This is a genomic window from Streptomyces sp. NPDC001156, assembly GCF_053598275.1.
In genome coordinates this window covers 1-18,536 of record NZ_JBSFJX010000157.1, presented here as the reverse complement: position 1 = coordinate 18,536, position 18,536 = coordinate 1, and the positions used below count along the sequence as shown (strand labels likewise).

Annotated in this window: 16 protein-coding genes and 3 pseudogenes; 4 read left to right on the top strand and 15 right to left on the bottom strand. The window is 68.0% G+C overall.

What is annotated here, in order from left to right; all coding sequences use genetic code 11:
• Nucleotides 1-148: 148 nt before the first annotated feature.
• The 12 genes and pseudogenes from yicI to ACWDA7_RS39270 all read right to left on the bottom strand — a co-directional run bounded on the left by yicI (nucleotide 149) and on the right by ACWDA7_RS39270 (nucleotide 12,225).
• Nucleotides 149-2,407 carry an alpha-xylosidase gene (gene yicI, locus ACWDA7_RS39325; protein WP_450611114.1) on the bottom strand — a complete coding sequence of 753 codons (2,259 nt, stop codon included), beginning with the start codon at nucleotides 2,405-2,407 and terminating at the stop codon, nucleotides 149-151.
• 11 nt (nucleotides 2,408-2,418) lie between these two features.
• Nucleotides 2,419-3,240: a carbohydrate ABC transporter permease gene (locus ACWDA7_RS39320; RefSeq protein ID WP_450611112.1), complete on the bottom strand. Its 822-nt coding sequence runs from the start codon at nucleotides 3,238-3,240 to the stop codon at nucleotides 2,419-2,421.
• Nucleotides 3,237-4,205 carry a carbohydrate ABC transporter permease gene (locus tag ACWDA7_RS39315; protein ID WP_450611110.1) on the bottom strand — a complete coding sequence of 323 codons (969 nt, stop codon included), beginning with the start codon at nucleotides 4,203-4,205 and terminating at the stop codon, nucleotides 3,237-3,239. Before ACWDA7_RS39315 ends, ACWDA7_RS39320 begins: the two co-directional genes overlap by 4 nt.
• Entirely contained in the window at nucleotides 4,202-5,494 is a 1,293-nt protein-coding gene (locus tag ACWDA7_RS39310; protein ID WP_450611108.1) for an ABC transporter substrate-binding protein, read from the bottom strand. The genes ACWDA7_RS39315 and ACWDA7_RS39310 overlap by 4 nt, the downstream gene beginning before the upstream one ends.
• 629 nt (nucleotides 5,495-6,123) lie before the next feature.
• The gene (locus ACWDA7_RS39305) at nucleotides 6,124-6,507 is read right to left on the bottom strand and encodes a hypothetical protein (RefSeq protein WP_450611106.1); all 384 of its coding nucleotides are present in this window, start codon (nucleotides 6,505-6,507) and stop codon (nucleotides 6,124-6,126) included.
• Between the two features lie 628 nt (nucleotides 6,508-7,135).
• Nucleotides 7,136-7,807, bottom strand: coding sequence for a TetR/AcrR family transcriptional regulator (locus ACWDA7_RS39300; RefSeq protein WP_450611105.1), 672 nt, complete (start codon nucleotides 7,805-7,807; stop codon nucleotides 7,136-7,138).
• A gap of 303 nt (nucleotides 7,808-8,110) precedes the next feature.
• A pseudogene (locus ACWDA7_RS39295) lies at nucleotides 8,111-8,974 on the bottom strand (AMP-binding protein); the annotation flags it as partial.
• A 13-nt stretch (nucleotides 8,975-8,987) separates the two neighbouring features.
• Nucleotides 8,988-9,233, bottom strand: coding sequence for a hypothetical protein (locus tag ACWDA7_RS39290; protein WP_450611103.1), 246 nt, complete (start codon nucleotides 9,231-9,233; stop codon nucleotides 8,988-8,990).
• A gap of 175 nt (nucleotides 9,234-9,408) precedes the next feature.
• Nucleotides 9,409-10,029, bottom strand: a complete 621-nt coding sequence (locus tag ACWDA7_RS39285) for a TetR/AcrR family transcriptional regulator (RefSeq protein ID WP_450611101.1) — start codon at nucleotides 10,027-10,029, stop codon at nucleotides 9,409-9,411.
• Between the two features lie 109 nt (nucleotides 10,030-10,138).
• Nucleotides 10,139-10,270, bottom strand: coding sequence for a hypothetical protein (locus tag ACWDA7_RS39280; RefSeq protein ID WP_450611099.1), 132 nt, complete (start codon nucleotides 10,268-10,270; stop codon nucleotides 10,139-10,141).
• Between the two features lie 43 nt (nucleotides 10,271-10,313).
• On the bottom strand, nucleotides 10,314-11,045 hold the full coding sequence (locus tag ACWDA7_RS39275) for a hypothetical protein (protein WP_450611097.1): 732 nt from the start codon (nucleotides 11,043-11,045) through the stop codon (nucleotides 10,314-10,316).
• Between the two features lie 319 nt (nucleotides 11,046-11,364).
• Nucleotides 11,365-12,225 carry a fumarylacetoacetate hydrolase family protein gene (locus ACWDA7_RS39270; protein WP_450611095.1) on the bottom strand — a complete coding sequence of 287 codons (861 nt, stop codon included), beginning with the start codon at nucleotides 12,223-12,225 and terminating at the stop codon, nucleotides 11,365-11,367.
• A 120-nt stretch (nucleotides 12,226-12,345) separates the two neighbouring features.
• Between ACWDA7_RS39270 and ACWDA7_RS39265 the strand changes: the two genes are divergently transcribed.
• A complete protein-coding gene (locus ACWDA7_RS39265) occupies nucleotides 12,346-13,026 on the top strand; it encodes a GntR family transcriptional regulator (RefSeq protein ID WP_450611093.1) in 681 nt (226 codons plus the stop codon).
• Between the two features lie 42 nt (nucleotides 13,027-13,068).
• Here ACWDA7_RS39265 and ACWDA7_RS39260 read toward each other — a convergent pair.
• A pseudogene (locus ACWDA7_RS39260) lies at nucleotides 13,069-14,061 on the bottom strand (MFS transporter).
• An 8-nt stretch (nucleotides 14,062-14,069) separates the two neighbouring features.
• Nucleotides 14,070-14,924 (bottom strand): NAD(P)H-binding protein, encoded by an 855-nt coding sequence (locus ACWDA7_RS39255; RefSeq protein ID WP_450611091.1) that lies wholly within the window; start codon nucleotides 14,922-14,924, stop codon nucleotides 14,070-14,072.
• 87 nt (nucleotides 14,925-15,011) lie between these two features.
• Between ACWDA7_RS39255 and ACWDA7_RS39250 the strand changes: the two genes are divergently transcribed.
• The 3 genes and pseudogenes from ACWDA7_RS39250 to ACWDA7_RS39240 form a co-directional block, all read left to right on the top strand.
• Complete coding sequence (locus tag ACWDA7_RS39250) at nucleotides 15,012-15,434, top strand: winged helix-turn-helix transcriptional regulator (RefSeq protein ID WP_450611089.1); 423 nt, start codon at nucleotides 15,012-15,014, stop codon at nucleotides 15,432-15,434.
• A gap of 130 nt (nucleotides 15,435-15,564) precedes the next feature.
• Nucleotides 15,565-15,702 carry a hypothetical protein gene (locus ACWDA7_RS39245; protein ID WP_450611087.1) on the top strand — a complete coding sequence of 46 codons (138 nt, stop codon included), beginning with the start codon at nucleotides 15,565-15,567 and terminating at the stop codon, nucleotides 15,700-15,702.
• Nucleotides 15,638-17,183: pseudogene (locus ACWDA7_RS39240) on the top strand (IS200/IS605 family accessory protein TnpB-related protein); the annotation flags it as partial. The gene ACWDA7_RS39245 and the pseudogene ACWDA7_RS39240, both read left to right, overlap by 65 nt.
• A 108-nt stretch (nucleotides 17,184-17,291) precedes the next feature.
• On the opposite strand, the gene ACWDA7_RS39235 reads toward ACWDA7_RS39240, so the two are convergent.
• The gene (locus ACWDA7_RS39235) at nucleotides 17,292-18,362 is read right to left on the bottom strand and encodes an IS110 family transposase (protein WP_450611085.1); all 1,071 of its coding nucleotides are present in this window, start codon (nucleotides 18,360-18,362) and stop codon (nucleotides 17,292-17,294) included.
• Nucleotides 18,363-18,536 lie beyond the last annotated feature (174 nt).

Below are 18,536 nucleotides of genomic sequence, written 5' to 3'. Positions count from 1 at the left end.
GCTGAGGGCGTAAGACCGCCGGGGCCGCTGGCCCAGGCGGCAGCCTGAGCCGTAAATCCCCGCTCAGCCCTGGAGGGTGGACAATCCCCTCCCTCCAGGGAGAGGAGCCTTCAACATGGTCAGTCCAGCTCCAGTGGGGGATGAACCATCACTGCGACTCCAGCTCCAGCGACAGGAATCCGGTGCCCGCAGCCGCGCGCGCGATCCGCTCCCCGGCGGCCAGCGCCCAGTCAGTCGCCGGATCAGTGCTGGAGGCCCGCAGCGTGTCCCACTCCCGGACGAGGGTGAAGGTCACGTCCCCCACCGGCACCGTCACCCGCGCCCCGCGCGCCAGGCCGTAGGCGCGCAGGGTGACCCCGTCGGCGTACGGATAGTCGGGCCGGTCGTCCACCGCGCCCACCGGGATCACCGCACCGGGCCTGACCAGCAGCGGAACGCTGGAGAACCCGTGGCGCTCGCGCACCCAGCGCGGCCCGGTCACGGTCTGCCCGCTCAGGTAGTGGGTCCAGGTGCCCTCGGGCACGTAGTACGAGACGTCCCCGTCGTCGCTGAAGACCGGCGCGACCAGCAGATCGGGCCCGAGCATGTACTGCCGCTCCAGATGCGCGCAGCCGGGGTCGTCCGGGAACTCCAGCACCATCGCCCGCATCATCGGCACACCCTCCGCGTGAGCGATGCGGGCGACCTCGTACAGGTACGGCATGAGCCGCAGCTTCAGCCGGGTGAAGAGCCTGAGGACGTCCACGGCCTCCTCGTCGAAGAACCACGGCACCCGGTACGACGACGATCCGTGCAGCCGGCTGTGCGAGGACAGCAACCCGAAGGCGAGCCAGCGCTTGAACAGGGCCGGCGTCGGGGTCCCCTCGAAGCCGCCGATGTCATGGCTCCAAAACCCGAAGCCCGACATGCCAAGGCTGAGGCCGCCGCGCAGCGACTCGGCCATCGACTCGTACGTGGCCTCGCAGTCACCGCCCCAGTGCACCGGGAAGTGCTGGCTGCCGGCCGTGGCCGAACGCGCGAAGACGACGGCCTCCTGCTCGCCCCGGTGCTTGCGCAGCACCTCGAAGACAGTGCGGTTGTAGAGGTACGTGTAGTAGTTGTGCATCCGCTCGGGGTCCGAGCCGTCCGCGTACGCCACGTCGACCGGGATCCGCTCGCCGAAGTCCGTCTTGAAGCAGTCGACGCCCTGCGCGAGCAGTGCCTCCAGCTTGGAGGCGTACCAGTCGCGGGCGGCCGGGCTGGTGAAGTCGACGAGCGCCATGCCGGGCTGCCACAGGTCCCACTGCCACACGCTCCCGTCGGGCTTCCTGAGCAGATGGCCCAGGGCCTTGCCCTCGGCGAAGAGCGGCGAGCGCTGCGCGATGTACGGATTGATCCAGACGCAGATGTGCAGGCCCTTGTCCTTCAGCCGGGCCAGCATGCCCTCCGGATCGGGGAAGACCCGCGGATCCCACTGGAAGTCGCACCAGTTGAACTCGCGCATCCAGAAACAGTCGAAGTGGAAGACCGAGAGCGGAAGTTCGCGCTCCTTCATGCCGTCGATGAAGGAGGTGACGGTGGCCTCGTCGTACGACGTGGTGAAGGAGGTCGACAGCCACAGGCCGAAGGACCAGGCGGGCGGGAGCGCCGGGCGGCCGGTGAGGGCCGTGTACTTGCGCAGGATCTCCTTCGGGGTGGGGCCGTAGATGACGTAGTACGTCAGCTGCTGGCTCTCCACGCTGAACTGGACCCGGGACACCGCCTCCGAGCCGACCTCGAACGACACCTTTCCCGGGTGGTCGATGAAGACGCCGTAGCCCGCGTCGGTCAGGAAGAAGGGGACGTTCTTGTAGGCCTGTTCGGTCGCCGTGCCACCGTCGGCGTTCCACATGTCGACGACCTGGCCGTTCTTGACGAGCGGCCCGAAGCGTTCGCCGAGACCATACACCGAGGTACCGATGCGAAGGTCCAACTGCTCGCGCAGGTAGTGGGCGCCGGTCGCGTCGCGCATGATGCCCATGCCCTTGCGACCGCTGGTGGTGAGAAGGCGGCCGTGGGCGAGGAAGTCAACGTGCCAGGGTCCGGTGCGGGCGACGCGTACGGACAGGGCGCCCGCGGTCACGGTGGCGTGCTCCTCGTCGTACTCCACCTGCGGCGTGAAGTCGTCCTCCCGCCGCACTTCGAACCGCGGCCCGCGGGGCTGCTCGCCCTCGAAGTGCGTGAACGTGAGACCGATGACGTCCGGCATCGGCGCGTGTGCGCTGATCGTCACGACTGGTCCCTTCAGCAGGTCGCCGCGGTGGCGGATGGGCTGGGTCGGCGCGTGGACCTCCAGGGCCCCCGGGGAGGCGGTCACGTCCAGGACCTCGACCGGGTGGGCCGCGGTGACGCCTTCGCGTAGCAGCCAGTAGCCGTCGGTGAACTTCAAGCGCGTACCCCCTACTTGACGGCACCCACGGCGATGCCGCGGGTGAGAGTCCGCTGGAAGACGAGGAAGAAGACGATGGCGGGCAGAACACCGAGCAGGGCCGCCGCGTTGGTCATCGTGGCGTCCATCAGGCGCTGACCTTGAAGGACGCCGAGCGCAACCGACACCGTCTGGTTGTCGTTGGAGATCAGCATGACCAGGGGAAGCAGGAACTCGTTCCACGTCCAGATGAAGAAGAAGACGAGCAGCACACCGATGGTCGGACGGCTGACCGGGACCACGATCCGCCACAGCACCTGCCACTTGTTCGCCCCGTCGATCCGGGCCGCCTCGATGATCTCGCGCGGGAACTGTCCGAGGACGGAGGAGAGCAGATACGTGCCGAAGGCGGCCTGGACGACGGTGAAGACGATCACGACGCTCAGCCGGGTGTCGTACAGGCCCACCTGCTTGCACAGGTAGTAGATCGGATAGACGAGCGCCTCCTGCGGCAGCATGTTGGCGAGCACGAAGAAGGCGAGCACCCAGGTGCGGCCCTTGATGCGGCCGATGCCGATCGCGTAGGCGTTGAGCGCGGACAGGACCGCGGCCAGGACCGCCACCGAGCCGCTGATCAGGATGGAGTTGAAGAGCTTCTGGCCGTAGTCGACGCGCGACCAGAAGTCCTTCAGACCGTCCAGGTAGAGACCCTTGGGCAGGCTGAGGGGCCCGTGCTGGGAGTACTCGGTGGGGGACTTCACGGCGTTGACCGCGACGATGAGGAAGGGCAGGACCATGAAGGCCGCGCCGATGCAGAGCGCGATGAGGACCGGGTAGCGGCGTACGGCGGTCATGTGCGGACCCCCTCCTCGGCGTCCTCGGCGCGGGTCTGGAGCTTCAGTCCGACCAGGGCCAGGACGAGGATGATCACGGTGAGGACGGTGGAGACGGCGGCACCGTACCCGACCTGCGTCTTCTCGAAGAACGTGGTGAAGGAGAAGTAGGAGGGGACGTCGGTGGCGCCGCCCGGCCCGCCCTTGGTTAGGACGTAGACGGCCCCGAAGACCTTCAGCGCGGCGATCGTGCACCACAGCAGCACGACGTAGATCTCGGGTCTGATCTGCGGCAGCGTGATGTGCCAGAAGCGGCGCCACCAGCCGGCGCCGTCCAGCTCCGCCGCCTCGTACAGCTGCGGGTCGACGCGCTGCAGCCCCGCCATGAAGACGACGAGGGGGAAGCCGATCTGCACCCACACCATCACGCCCATGACGGTGTAGAGGGCGATGTCCGGGTCGCCGAGCCAGTCCTGTTGCAGCGAGCCGAGACCGACTGCCCTCAGCACGGCGTTCAGGGCGCCGTTGTCGGGAGCGAGGATCCAGCTCCAGACGATGCCGGCGACCGCGATGGGCAGCACCTGCGGGAGGTAGAAGCAGGCGCGCAGGACGGCCGCCGTCCTGCTGCCGAAGTGCTTGCCTATGTAGTCGAACAGGGCGGCGGCGAGGACGAGTCCGAGCATCGTCGGTACGACGGCCATGGCGACGACCATGAACAGGCTGTGCCGGAACGACGCCCAGAACTCCGAGTCGTCCATCAGCTCGCGGTAGTTGGCGAGCCCGGTCCACTTCGGCGAGCCGACGCCGCTCCAGTCCGTGAAGCTCACGCCCGTGTTCATCAGGAACGGGACGACGATCACGGCGAGGAAGGCGAGGATGCCGGGGAGCAGGAAGAGGACGTACGACGTGCGCGGGCGGGGGCGGCGCGGGCCGGCGTGCTGGTGCTTGCCGGCCGCCCGCACACCCCGTTCGACGGTGATCGTCATTGCTTCGGCACGCCCTTGTCGTACGCCTCCTGCACGTTGCTCAGATAGACGTCCGGCTTCTCGCTGCCCGTGATCAGCTTCTGTGTCTCGGAGACGAGGACGTCGTAGAAGCCGGCGACCGGCCAGTCCGGGTAGAAGGCCAGCCCGTCACGTCCGGAGAGCGTGTTGAAGTCGGCGATGAGGGTCTTTGCCTGCGGGTCGGTGATGGCGGAGGGGTCGGCCGCGACGGGCACGCCGCCCTTGTTGCCGAGCAGGTTCTGGATCTTCTTCGACATGGTGATGTCGATGAAGTCGTAGGCCAGGTCCTTGTTCTTGGCGCCCTTGGGGACGACCCAGAGGTTGCCGCCCGAGCCGAGGGCCAGGTTCGAACCCGGCCACAGCATGGTGCCCCAGTCGAACTTGTTCTCCGCCTTGAAGCGGCCGTACCACCAGCTGCCGCTGGACAGGATCGGGTTCTTGCCCTGGATGAAGGCAACCCCCGCGTCCTCGGCCTTGGAGCCGCTGGACGTCTTGCTGATGTAGCCCCTCTTCACCCAGTCGGCGAAGGTGGTCGCGCCGTAGGTCCAGGCGGCGTCGTGGAAATCGGTCTTGCCCTTGTAGAGCTCGTACGAGTCGACCCAGGAGCGGTCGGCCTTCGACAGCGCCAGCTGATACAGATACTGCTGGGCCACGTACTCGGCGCCGGCGTTCGCGAGCGGGGTGATGCCCTTGGCGACGAACGTGTCCATGGCTTGGGTGAGGTCGTGGAACGTCTTCGGCTCGGCGATGCCGTACTTCTTGAAGAGATCCTTGTTGTAGAAGACCATGGTGTATTCGGCGTAATTGGGTACTCCGTACCACTTTCCCGAGCCCATGACCCCGCCTGCGTCGTACTGGCTGGTGGTCTTGACCCCGGCGCTGAGCTCCTTGTCCCAGCCGCGCTTGGTGACCTCGGCGGTCAGATCGGTGAGGAGCCCCTGCTTGGACAGCAGGCCCGCCGTCGCGTTGCCCTTGTTGTACTCCATGATGTCGGGCGCGTCCGAGGAGTTGAGGACCATCGGCGCGGTCTTCTGGATCTGTTCGAAGCCCTTCTCCTCGAACTTCACCTTCACGCCCGGGTGTTTCGCCTCGAACTCCTTGATGGCCTCGTTCCAGGCGACGCCCATCGCGCTGTTCGGGGCTTCGTAGTGCCACAGTTTGAGTGTCTTGCCGTCGGAAGCACCGCTGCCCGAGCCACCGCAGGAGGCCAGGAGCAGGGATCCCGTGAGGACCGCCGCCATCGCCACCACACGCCTTCGTGCCGTCAACATCCAGTACCTCCTGGGGAGTCGGATGGGTACCTGGGGTGTCACGCAGCGTTCATCGAATCGTTTCGATGCGTGACGTCGAAGCGCTTCGACGGAGGAAGGTAGGTGGGGGCTGCGGGTGCGTCAATGGGCGCGTACGAATCAGCGGAGTTTCCTGTCGCTCGCCGATCGGGATCCTCTCCTACCACGCGCGTGGCCGGTCGTGATCAGCAGCGCGCCGGGGCCGCGGCGGTCGTCGGCTCGGTGAGCCGGCGGTCAATGAAAGGTATTCCGCCGTCCAGCCGCCGGATCCGACCACCTCGGCGCCCGTCGGCGGCGAGCAGAGACTTCCACGGGGTTGGACAGGGTTGCCATACCGACCCGAGGAGCACCGCCGTGGCCCCACCCCCGCACTGCCCGCACGGCGCCGCATTACTCCAGACTGAACCTCCGCCGGGTGCAGGCACCTCGCGTCAGTCCGGTCGCCGCCCGGTGACCAACCGGGGGCACGTCATCGTCCACGAGGCGGCATCCGGAGCGTCGCTGTACGCCTGCCCCGACTGCGGCGGCCACGGCCGCGTGGAAGGCCTGCATCGGCTGATCCGGTGCCCGGGCCCGGCAGCGGCGCGTTATCAGCCGGTGCCGCAGCTCTCTCACGCACCCCCCGCCACAGGAGACACAAGGTCATTGCGCCTACCCCCGTCCCCGACCACAGACCCAACCACACGGAAGGCCTCGCCCACGAGTCGACCCAACTCACCCGGACCCACCCGTGACCGCGCAGGCAGCCGAAGCGACGCGGCCAGGTCCTTCACCGCGTCGTACAGCACATACGCCACAAGGCTGAGCAGCGCGCCGCCGAGGAACGCCTTGTCCTGCAGGGCTCCTCCGAGCGGTGTGACGAACTGGGCAGTCAGCCCGACGATGAAGATTCCGAGGAGAAACAGCCGCGTCACCGCGGGCTCGAAACGTGCCCAATACCGCTTCAGACGATGAGCCACGCCGGGCTCGGCCGACCCGATCCCTGGCACGGGCATCCGCACCCCCTCCCCCGTACCGAGCCACCCGGCGTCGCCTCATGCCCCTGCAGGGAACCCGGCCCCTCCCCCCTTGACATGGTCCCCATTCGCCATTGGCCGGGCAATACAGGAAGTCGCTGTCGCCCAACATGCTCCGCGACGGCACCGTCCACCAACCCAGAACCACGCCTCGCTTGATGAAAGACAGTCTCGTGGCACGGGTGGAGAACTTCTCGGAGAAGGCCCGGGCCACCCCGGCTTCGGCGGAGATGGCCGGAACAAGAAGAGAAGGGACCCCCGGGCTTCTCCAGCCCGACGGGCCTGGCTCGCGGCGATATGGAGCACGGGGCCCTGGCTACCGCGTCGAGCCTTCCGCAGGGTTCTCCCTCGGCCGTGGCGGGTGCGTGCTGGTCTGCGAAGGGCGCGGTTTGTGCGGCTCAACGAGGCGGGGTGTGGGACATGACCGTGTTGCAGACCATCGAGGTCATTCTGGCCGTGAAGATCGTTGTTCTCGTTCTCGTCCTGGCCGCGGTCCGCAGAAGGTCGCGTACCGGCCGGCGGAACACCACGACGTACGCCCCTCAAGGGCAGTGGGCTCGGGAATCGGGCGCGCACGTCGCGGAGAGCCACCGGCCCGGAACCTGGCTCATACGTCGCCTTTCGTCTCTCCAGTCGAGAGGGCAGGGGAACGCAGCAGGTAGGACTGGCAGATCGTGGCCAGTTCCTGCTGCACGCGGTCCAGCGGTGTCGCGTGTCGGAGTCCGGCGTCCGGGCCGAGCATGACCTGCCACATGGCGGTACTGAAGACCGTCCGGAAGGCCATGGTCACCGCCGTCCGCGGCGACTGGCAGTCCAGTTCTCCGGACCGCGCCAGCAGCAGCGTGACGAACAGTTCCTCCGCCAACTCGCGGGTGGCGTTGCCACGCGCCCGCAGAGCCGGTTCGGCCGCTGCGCGCAGCATCAGCGGGCGCATTACTGCAAGGTGGCGTGTCACCTGGTCGGCCAGGGCGCGCACCGCCTCGGCGATGAGTTCCGTCATGGTGAGGTCGCTGCGTTCGGCGAGGCGCGCGTACGCGTCGCGCAGCTCGGTGTCGACCTCTTCGAGTACGTCGTGTTGTACGGCGTGCGTCAGGCCGTCCTTGTAGGCGAACCGCGCGTATAGCGAACCGACCGATACCCCGGCCGCCGCGGCCACCTTTTCCACGGTCATTCCTTCCCACCCGGCCGCGGACAGCACCTCCCGTGCCGCTGCGAGGATCCTTCGTTGGGTGCGCCGGCTGCGCTCCTGCTGTGCCGGGCGCTTTCCTACGTGTGCCATGCGAATCCTCACTTTCAGATCGCGTTCGCATCCGACTGTCGTTGCATCCGGATCCGAGTTCAGGTTCAGGTTCTTCTACAGTCGGATGCGCCGACCATCGGCTGCCGACTCCGCTGGAGTCAGGCGCGCGTCATCAGCGAAGGACCGAGCCGAGGAAAGAGTGCTATTGCGGTGCCGTACCACACCGACTCCCGCTGTTTACTCGCTAGGACATCGCTGTCATCCAGGGCTTGGGCCAGACCGTGGACGAGCCAGTTGGGTGTGTACGGGTAGTCGCTGCAGTAGAGGAGGTGGTCGGCGGTTGGGCAGGCCGGTGGTGCCCGAGGAGAACACGGCCCACAGCGGGTGGTCGAACGGCACGGGCATGTAGTGCAATTGCTCGTCTCGGCCTGCCGCTCCCGACCAGTCGACGGTGGTCCCCTCGATGCCGGTCGGACAGGTCAGACCGATGTGGTCCACGAGTACCGTGGCCTTCAGCGTGGGCAGGGCACGGGCCAGGTCGAGGGCGGCCTCGCGGCGGTCGTTGGTGGTGCCGTTGAAGAGGTAGCCGTCCGCGGCCACCAGCACGGTGGGCTCCACCTGGGCGAAGCGGTCGGCAGCGGCCTTCGGGGCGTAGTCCTGGCCGCACACCGACCAGACCGCGCCGAGGCTGGCGGCGGCCAAGAACGCGACGATGGCGTGAGGGGTGTTGGGCAGGTAGCCGACGACCCGGTCGCCCTGGCCGACGCCCAGGTCGCGCAGGGTGGCGGCGACGGAGGCTACCCGGGCGCGCAACTGGTCCCCGGTCACTTCGTAGCCGGAGCCGGTCTCGTCCAGCGCGATGATCGAGGGCGAGTCGGGGCTCAAGTGACGGAGCGCGTGGTGGGCGTAGTTGAGGGTGGCACCGGGGAACCAGCGCGCGCCGGGCATCGTCTCCTCGGCCAGCACCCGCTCGTAGGGCGTGGCTGCCTGGATGTCGAAGTACTCCCAGACGGCGCCCCAGAAACACTCCAGGTCGGTGACGGACCAGTCGTACAGGGCGGCGTAGTCGGTGTAGTCGTAGGACGCGTCCACGTCTCGGTGCCGGGCGAGCCCGCGACCGAAGCCAGCGATCCGGCTGCTCGCTGCTACAGCGGGGTCGGGACTCCAGAAGGGGTCGGGGCGTGACGTACTGGCCGGGATGGTCATTGCGTGGTGCTCCTCAGCGGTGCGGCGGGGTTTCGTCGGGTTGCCCGGTCGGTGGCATCACCCCGCGGTGGCGCGTGGTGTAGAGCAGCGGTGCCCAGGTCGCGGTGTCCAGAACACGGCGTCCCATGCGGCCCGCCGTGACGGTGTCCAGGACGATGTGGTCGGGGCGCAGCAGCACGGCGTCGGCGCGGCTGGCACGCAGCCAGGCGGCCAGGGTGCCGTCGTCTGTGACGACCGTGTCGCCCCCGGCGGCGCCCACGCCTCCAGGACATGATCGCGAGTCAACCCGAAGCGTCCAACGCGGTGTTCGCCCCCCCGTGGCCAAGCCGCCTCGCGGTGAGTGGGAGCCTGCCGGCTCGTGGCGGAGCTGGTGTGGCCCAGTACCTTGCCAGCGGGCGCAGCGCCCATGCAGCCCTAGGGTGTGGGCAGTTGCGTCAGGACTGGCCGGGGTGCGTCAGCAGGGGAGGGCAATCCAGGGCAGGGAGGAGCACGGCATCGATGTACGAGGTGAGGAACGCCTGGTTCGGCGGCTGGTCGTGGACAAGGGCACAGGCTATGAGAGCACCGAACGTCATGTGCTCAGCGTGTGGCAGCGCAGCGCAGTCGGCGCGGATCTCTCCTCGGTTCACGGCGCGCTCCAGCAGGCGACGGAACTCCGCGGTGTCCGCTTCGAATCGCTGCTCCCGAAATGCCTGGCGCAGGTCCGCGTTGTGGTGGATCGCCATGGCCACAGCCCGCATCAGCGCGACGTTCCGCTCCATGGCGGAGTCGTCCAGGAGTGCTACGAGGGCGTGCAGGTCGCCCCGGAGCGAGCCGGTGTCGATCTCGTTGATCGGGTCGGGCCTGGTGTGCCGGATGGCCCCGTCGACCAGTCCAGCCTTGCCGCCCCACCACCGATAGAGCGTCGCTTTGCTGGACTGAGTGCGAGCGGCCACAGCCTTCACGGTCAGGGCGTCATAGCCGACTTCCCGCAGCAGGTCGAGCACGGTCTCGTATAGTTCGGCCACGCGCTCGGGCGTGATCCGGCGTGGACCTGTCGTTGCGGTTTCAGCCATGGCGTCACTTTTCCCTCTGGCAAGGTGTGGGCTGGTGCTTGTCCCGTTCGGGTAACGGGAGGTGCCGGGGTACGGGGCAGTACCGCCGTACCCCTACGGCGTGCGTGGGTCAGGCGAAGACGTCCTGCTGGTAGCGCCCGTCGTCCTCGAGCTGGGCCAGCCACTGCTGGGCGGTCTCGTCGTCGCTCCCGGTGCGGGCCCGGTGCATCGCGGGCAGCGCTTCGCGCACGGCGGGCGCCATGCGGCGGCCGTCGCCGCAGACGTAGACGTAGACGTACGCGCCGTTATCCAGAGCGTCTGTGATTGGCTTGGCGAGCCTGAGCGTTGCATTGCCTTGGGAGCCAATCGCCTTCGTGCCCTGGCCCTGAACGACAGGGCCGCCAGCCCGCGTGGCACGTCCCTCCGGACGCTGGTTGACCGGGCCGCGAGACCCGACCGAGGAGGGTGCCCGACGTCGCCTGGGCGCCGGGCGTGCGTGTAGCACGCTGCCACAGGTTCACTACGCTTCGCTGATCCAACTGGTGAGCCTCCCACAGGGTGTCGGAGGCGGCTACGATCGCGTTCTGGACGAACCGGGCCTGGTGGTCGGGGACGGCTGAGAAGGCGGTGTGCACCCGGGCGATCCCGGACAGCGCCCGCGTCTGCATCTCGTCGCGGTAGAACCAGTCGTGCTGCGGGTGGCGGCAGCCGGCGAAGACCTGCGACGTGCCGCCCTGGGTGCCGTTCTCGTGCTGCCAGGCCCGCTCCTCCAGGAAGCCGCGCAGCGGCGCGATGCCGGTGCCGGGGCCGATGAGGATGAGCGGGGTGGCGGGGTCGAACGTCGGCGACGGCACGCGCACGTAGCCGTAGAAGACGTCTCCGGGCTCCAGCCGGCCCAGGTACTGCGAGCACAGGCCCCGGTACTCGCCCTCGCCCGCCAGCGCAGGGCCCTCCAGGAGCCCGACGGTCAGCCGCACATGCCGCGGGTTGGCCAACGAGGAGGAGATCGAATAGAAGCGGGGGCGAATGGGCCCCATGTCCAGATTGCGAGCCGAGCAGGGGTGGTGTGCGGCGCCCCGGAGCGGATGCGGTGCGCCGCACACCAGGCCGGGTCCGTCGTGTAGCGGTGGCGAGCAGGGCGGGCACACCCTCAAGTGCCCGTTGCAGAGTGTGCGGTTCTGCATGCATCGCCGTTCGGACCCGGGGGCTTTCAGGACCGGTCAACTGGTAGCGGCCAGCCGTGAATGTGGGAAGCGGCGGCCCCATGACGAGCACACCCATGCCCGATCCGAGTGAGTCGGCGCAGGGACATGGTTGCGGCACTTTTCGCATCACAGAAGTTGACCCGAGAAACCATCAGCCGGCGACCATGGGATTGCGCAGACTGCCGATGCCCTCGATCCAGGTGACCAGCACGTCGCCAGGAGCAAGGAATCGCTGGGGGTTGCGGGCCCCACCGACGCCGGCAGGTGTGCCGGTGAAGATCAGGTCGCCCGGCAAAAGCGTGCATACCGCCGACAGACGCGCCACGAGCTCGGGAATATCAAAGATCATGTTGGAGGTACGGCTCTTCTGGAGGATTTCGCCTCCCTCGAGCATGCAGCCCACCTCCAGGTCGTCGGGGTCGGCGAATTCGTCGGGGCTGACGAGCTCGGGGCCGATAGGCCCGAAGCCGGGATAGGACTTGCCCAGGGAGAACTGTGGTGCAGGCCCGCTCAGTTGCAGTTTGCGTTCCGAAAGGTCCTGCCCCACGGTCAGCCCGGCCACGTAAGACCAGGCCGTCTCTCGGGTCGCCTGGTAGCAGGAGCGGCCGATGACCGCGACGAGTTCGGCCTCCCAGTCCACCAGCCCCTCGGGCAGGACCACCGGACGCTGGTGTCCGGTCAGGCTGGTGGCAAACTTCGTGAAGACCGCCGGTTCGGCCGGAACCTGCAGTCCTGACTCGGCAACGTGGTCCCTGTAGTTCAGGCCGATCGCGAAAATCTGGGTCGGGCGAGGCACCACAGCTCCCCAGTACGCGTCAACTCCCAGCTCGATGCGTGCGTCCGCTGTGTAACCGGCGGTCAGCGTGTCGCCCGCCCAGCCGGTGAACGAGTCCCAGTCGACGAAGGCCGCCTGAGGGTCAGGGCCGAACCTGCCGCCGCTGGCCACGGCAACGTCGATGTAGCCCTCGGCCCCTTTGAGAGCCAATCGTCCGTTGATGTGCGCCACTCGCATGCGCATCTCCTGCCTGATCGTGCCGGGTCCTCCCACTGCAGTCTGCTCCCAGTTTAACGACAACACAACTGATTATCGATATTTTTGCTATCTGTCGTTTTCTTGGTAGGCTCCCAGGTCGTGGGAGGCGAGAAGCAGACACGGGTCGGCGCGGTGTACGCGGACATCCGCGAAGAGATCTTTCAAGGGGCGCTGCGACCCGGGCAGCGACTGCGCCTGGTAGAGCTGGCCCAGCGTTTCGCGGTGAGCCAGTCAGTGGTGCGCGAGGCATTGACCCGCTTGTCGGAGCAGGGACTGGTCCACGCCGCGCCCCAGCAGGGCTTCAGCGTGGTTACGGTGTCACTGGACGACCTGAACTCGCTCACAGAAGCCCGCATCGAGATCGAGACCCTGGTTCTGCGGCGCGCGATCGCCAGAGGCGACATCCAGTGGGAAGCAACCGTCGTCGCAGCACATCACCATCTCGCCGGCACACCCGCCGTTGGGCCCCACGGACGGGCGAACCCCGAGTGGTTCACCGTCCATGAACGCTTCCATCTGGCCCTGCTCGAAGGCTGCGGCAACGCGCGACTGCTTGCAGCTGCCCTCGCTCTTCGCGATGCGGCTACTCTCTACCGCCGCTGGTCGCTGCCCGTCGGCCACGACTTCGACCGTGACGTCGCCGGTGAACACCAGCAACTGGTCGACGCAGTACTCGCCAGGAACGCCGACACGGCGGCCACTTTGCTGGGGCAGCACATCGACCGCACCTCGGAGGCGATGCGCTCCGTCATCGCCCAGTCGGACGTGACAGCAACCTGAAGCGCAGCTCGGTAACCGCTTCAGCAACTCGCCCAAGGCTCATCACTGCAGGACTGCGGGACCTCCAATCCGTCGCGCGAGTGGGGCGGCGCAGATGCTGCCGATCGAGATGAGGCCGGTCAGAGGCAGGAACAGAAAACCGCTGACGAGCACGCTGAGCCCGCGGCCCTGCTGGAGCATCAGGCTCATCGCGAACAGCAGCCCGTAGAAGGCGAAGTTGAACAATGCGCCTTGTGCGGCTGTGGCGACGAACCTGCGGTCAGAGTAGACGCCTGGCGGCAGCAGAGGTGCCCGGGCGGACCGTTCGACCCAGACGAAGCCGACGAGCCCGGTGACCGTCAGCGCGGCGGCGGTGATGACTGCGGGGCTCAGCCAGCCCTGCGCGGGGGCTTGGATGAGCGCGAAGACCAGCCCGCCGATCAGCGCGGTCGCACAGCCCATGCCGGCGATGTCGAGGCGCTGGCTGCCGCGCGCGGTGGTGGGCATCGAGCGGATGCTCCAGAGGGCGGCGGGGATCCCGATGACCACGTTGACGGCGAACACAGCACGCCAGTTCGCGAGCGCGACGAGCGCCCCGCCCAGCAGCGGTCCGGCGGCCATTCCGACGCCCCCGGCGGCGGCCCACCAGCCGACGAGCCGGTGCCGCGCCTGCTCATCAGTCGCGGATGCCGTGGCCAGGACGAGCGCGCTCGGCAGCAATAGAGCGGAGCCCGCGCCCTAGACCAACCGGGCGAAGTCGAGCACCAGCATCGAGGTGGCGGACGCGCAGACTGCAGAGGACGCGGTGAAGACCAGCAGGCCGGCCACGAAGGCCCACTTCGCGCCCAGGGTGTCCGTGATCGCGCCGGCACCGAGCATCACCGCAGCAAAGGAGAGAGTGTAGGCGTTGACCGCCCATTCGAGCTCGGAGCGGGAGGCGTGCAGGTGCGAGGCGAGTTGGGCGAGGGTGAGGTTCACGATCGTGCCGTCGACGAACACCATGAAGGCCGCGATCAGCGCGAGCACCACGACACCCCGACGGTGTTCGATAGTCATGGAAGCACTCATGTCGTTGCAGGCCGCGGGCTGCCCGCCGTTACCTGGCTGCGCCCCGGTCTCGTGGCGGAGGCGGCTGCGACAGCCGTAGCCAGTGGGTCGCTGACTGGGCGGTCGAGGATGTCAGCGAGGTCGGGGCTGGTGCCGTCCAGGAAGCCGTGCCGGATGCCGGTCGCAATCGAGGCGAGCATGGGCGGCTGGAACGGCAGCAAGTCCGGCATCTCGTTGAGGAGCCTGCGCCGGTACTCTCCCAGGCCGATGGTCTGGTGCGGGACTCCGAGCCGGTCGGCTACGTCCGCTGCCGTGATCGGCGCGCCGGTCAGATCGTAGGTGTGCCCGCTGTGTTGGGCCGGATCCGCTGCGATGATCGCCGCGGCTTCGGCGAGGTCCTCACGGGCGACCGCGGCCAGGGCGCCGTCGCCGAATGCGGACTCCACCCCGTCGTCGGCCCACATCAGCAGACCGCCGAAGAGTTCGGCATACAGGCCGTTGCGCAGGATCGTCCACGGCAGGCCGCAAGCGCGCACGAGCCGTTCGGTCGCCCGGTGCGCCAGTGCGAAACCGAGGTGGTCGCCGGCACCGGTCAGGCTCGTATAGATGACATGTCGGACGCCGTCTCGGGAGGCAGCGTCCAGGACGGCCGCGTGCCGCCCGACGACCTGGTCGTCCTCGCCGTAGCCGGCGGAGATCAGCACCAGGGTCGATACACCGGCAAGGTCAATGCCGGAGTGGTCGTCGAAATCCAGCCGCCGCATCCCGTCACTCGGAGTGCGGCTGCCGCCTGTCGCGATCGCACCGCGGGCATGCAGCGCCGCCAGAGTGGCCGAGCCGAGGTTCCCGTTCCCTCCGGTCACCAAGATCATGTCAGTCACAGTCTTCCGTTGTGGTTCTCTTCGGTAACTAGGCTTGATCCTGATCCGCCCAGGTACCGGCCACAAGGAGGCAGTTCGATGTCACCCGCGCACACTGAGGTAACCCCCCAGCCCGCCGACCTCGATCCCTGCGGGCACGAAGATCACCCGGACTGCGGGATCCGCGATGTCCTGGACCGCATCGGCGACAAGTGGTCGGTACTCGTGATCGTCGAACTCGCCGGCGGGCCGCGCCGCTTCCGGGAGCTGCAACGCGCCATCGACGGCATCTCCCAGCGCATGCTCACCCTCACCGTGCGCAGGCTGGAACGCGACGGACTCGTCCACCGCACCGTGTACCCGACCGTCCCGGCCCAAGTCGACTACCGGCTGACTGAGACCGGGGCCAGTCTGACCCACCTGGTCAAAGCACTCGCCGACTGGTCTCTCACGCATCGCGCCGTCATTGCCGAGGCACGGCACCACTACGACCAGACCCACCCCGACCACGACATCCGGTAACGGGGACCGCCGTTGCCTCAACACCGGGCGTGTTGCGTGACGCCTGTAAACAACCTCATGGCCCGCAACAGGCGAGTCAGGCAAGCACGTCATCGACTTCGACCTGATCGAGTGCCAGTTCCGCCACCTGATGCGCGTGGCCCTCTCCATACGGGAGGGGGCGATCTCCTCCTCCACGCTGCTCAAGCGGCTGCGCACCCTTCGTGGCCGTTGGCCCGTCCGGTGTGGCGATCCGCACCCGTATCAAGGGCCTCACGCCGGACGATGACGAGGTGTTACGTCTGGTCGGCGCACATCTTGGCTCGCTGGCCTCGAAGGATCTCAAACGCCGGTGCGCCGAGGGCCTGGAGCACTCCACGGATACGTGGGCGGGGCGCAAGCGGGCACTCACCGAGGAGTCGTCGTCGCGCTGGGCCGATTCGATCACGAAGGCCACCCACGATCAGTGGGCTCTTGCCCGACGTGCCCGGTTGGCGCATATCCACAACCTTGAGGCCGGCATCAAGACGATCACCCACCGCCTGTCGCTGCCGGTGGGCGAGAAGGGCACGAAACGGGCGCCTGGCGGATACCGCACCCGCCAGGAGTGGTTCCACAAGAGGCGGCGACTGCAGCTGCTCAAGGACCGGCTGGAGCGGGAGCAGGCCGATCACGACAGGGGGCGGGTGCGGTCGTGCGAGGCGGCAAACGCCTGCTCCACACCCGACACCACCTCGAGGCGGCGCAGCTCACCGAGCACGCATGGCGACAGCGTTGGGAAGCATCACGCTGGTTCCTGCAGGCGGACGGCGAATCGGGCAAGCGGTTCGGGAACGAGACGATCCGCATCACCCCGGACGGCGAAATCTCCCTCAAGCTCCCCGCCCCACTGGCACACCTGGCAAACAACAAGCACGGGCTATGTCCTGTCCACAGCTGTGACGTTCCATCATCGCAGCGACGAGTGGGCCAACCGCATCACCACGAACCGGTCCGTGGCCTACCGCCTCCACTACGACGTGCAGCGCGGGCGCTGGTACCTGACTGCCTCGTGGACGATCCCGCCGGTCACAACCGTCCCCCTCGACGTAGCCCGCACAGGCGGCCTGATCGGTGTCGACACCAACGGCGACCACCTCGCCGCCTGGCGGCTGGACACCCACGGCACCCCGTGCGGTGGGCCGCGCCGGTTCTTCTACGACCTGTCCGGCACCGCGGACCACCGTGATGCCCAGGTACGGCATGCACTGATCCGACTCCTGCACTGGGCTGCTCGGCACAGGCTGAGCATCGCGATCGAAGACCTCGACTTCGCCGCGGACAAAACCCGGGAGAAACACGGCCGCCAGAAGCGGTTTCGGCAGGTGATCTCCGGCATGCCCGTGTCCAAGCTGCGGGCCCGGCTCGTCAGCATGGCGGCCGAACTCGGCATCAGCATCATCGCCGTCGGCCCGGCCTACACCAGCAGGTGGGGCGCCCAGCACTGGCAAAAGCCCCCCACCGGAAAGAACCGCAAGACCAGCCGTCACGAGGCCGCGAGCATCGCGATCGGCAGGCGCGCCCTGGGGCACCGCATCCGGCGACGGACGGCACCGCCTCCTGCCCACCAGAGCGATGGACAGGAGCATCGGACCGCCCAGGCCGCACGCGGCGCCCCAGGGCGTGAGGAAACCCGCCCCCGCATCCCCGGACCACGGACACGATCCGCTGGGACCGGACGCGGCGCGAAAGCGGGAGACCAGGACGCCCAACACCGTTCGGAGCGCCCGACTGAGCCTGCGCACCTCAAGCTCAGTCCCTAATCCGAAAATCGATGCGTCAGTGGGCAGGCGGCAGCTCCCGGCCGAGCGGTGGCGAGGTCGGGTGTGTCGTGTGCTGTCAGACTGCGGTGGGTTCGAGGCTGACTCTGTAGCCGAGTGCTTCGAGCTGGTGAACGTGGCTGCGTTTGCGGCGTTCGGGATCGATGCGGCGGGTGTAGAAGTCTGGGCCGAGGTCCTGGAAGCGGGCTTCGGGGTCGTTGAGCAGGTGCCAGATGACAACCAGGAGCGAGCGGCCCACCGCGACGATGGCCTTCTTCTTGCCGCGGTGGCGGGCGATCCTGCGGTAGCGCTCGCCGAGGAAGGTGTTGGTGCGGGCGGCTCCGACGGCGGCCTCGCCGAGCACTCTGGCGAGGTAGCGGTTGCCGTGGCCGGTGGTGCCCCGGCCCTTGTTCTTGCCGGCCGACTCCTTCACGCCCGGAGCGAATCTGGCCCAGGAGGCCAGGTGACCGGCGGTGGGGAACCGGCTCATGTCCAGCCCGATCTCCGCGATGATGACGGCGGCCGCGGTCGGGCCGATCCCGGGGATCTCATCCAGTCGTTCGAGGGCCTGGACGAAAGGGGCGATCATCTCCTCGATCTTCGCGTCGAGTTCGGTGATGTCGGCGTCGACGGCGTCGATCCGCCCCAGCATCCTGGCCAGCAAGAACGCGTGGTGGTCGGTGAAGTGCCCGGTGAACGCCTCCTCCAGGGCTGCGATCTTGCCGCGCATCCGGGTGCGGGCCAGCTGGGCCAGCCCCTTCGGGTCGCGTTCCCCGGCGAGCAGGGCGGCCATCATGGCCCGTCCGGAGGCGCCGAAGATGTCGGAGGCGACCACGCTGAGCTTGATCTGGGCGTCCTCCAGCAGCTTTTCCACCCGGTTCTTCTCCGCCCCGCGGACCCCGATCAGATCGGCGCGGTAGCGGGTGACGTCCCGAAGCCTGCGGATGGCGGGCGGGGGCACGAAGCTGGGTCGGATCATCTGGCGTTCGGCGACCTTGCACAGCCATACCGCGTCCAGCTTGTCGGTCTTGGGCCGCCCGGGCAGGTGTTTCACATCGCGGGCGTTGACCAGCCAGGTGTCGAACCCGGCCGCCTCCAGCACGTAGTAGTGAAGTCGGCCCGGGGCGCGGCTGCGGTCTTTCGACCGCACCGTTTCCCCGGACCGCTTCCCGCACCCGCCGTGCGACTTTCACCGCAACGGGCGCTCCACGAGCCCCGTTCAGGAAACCGGGTTGCTCCTCATCCCGTGGTCGGCCACGGAGTTGGAATAACTGTTCCCCGATACCGGTAGCGCGTTGTGCTGACCTTCGCGGGATTGAACAGC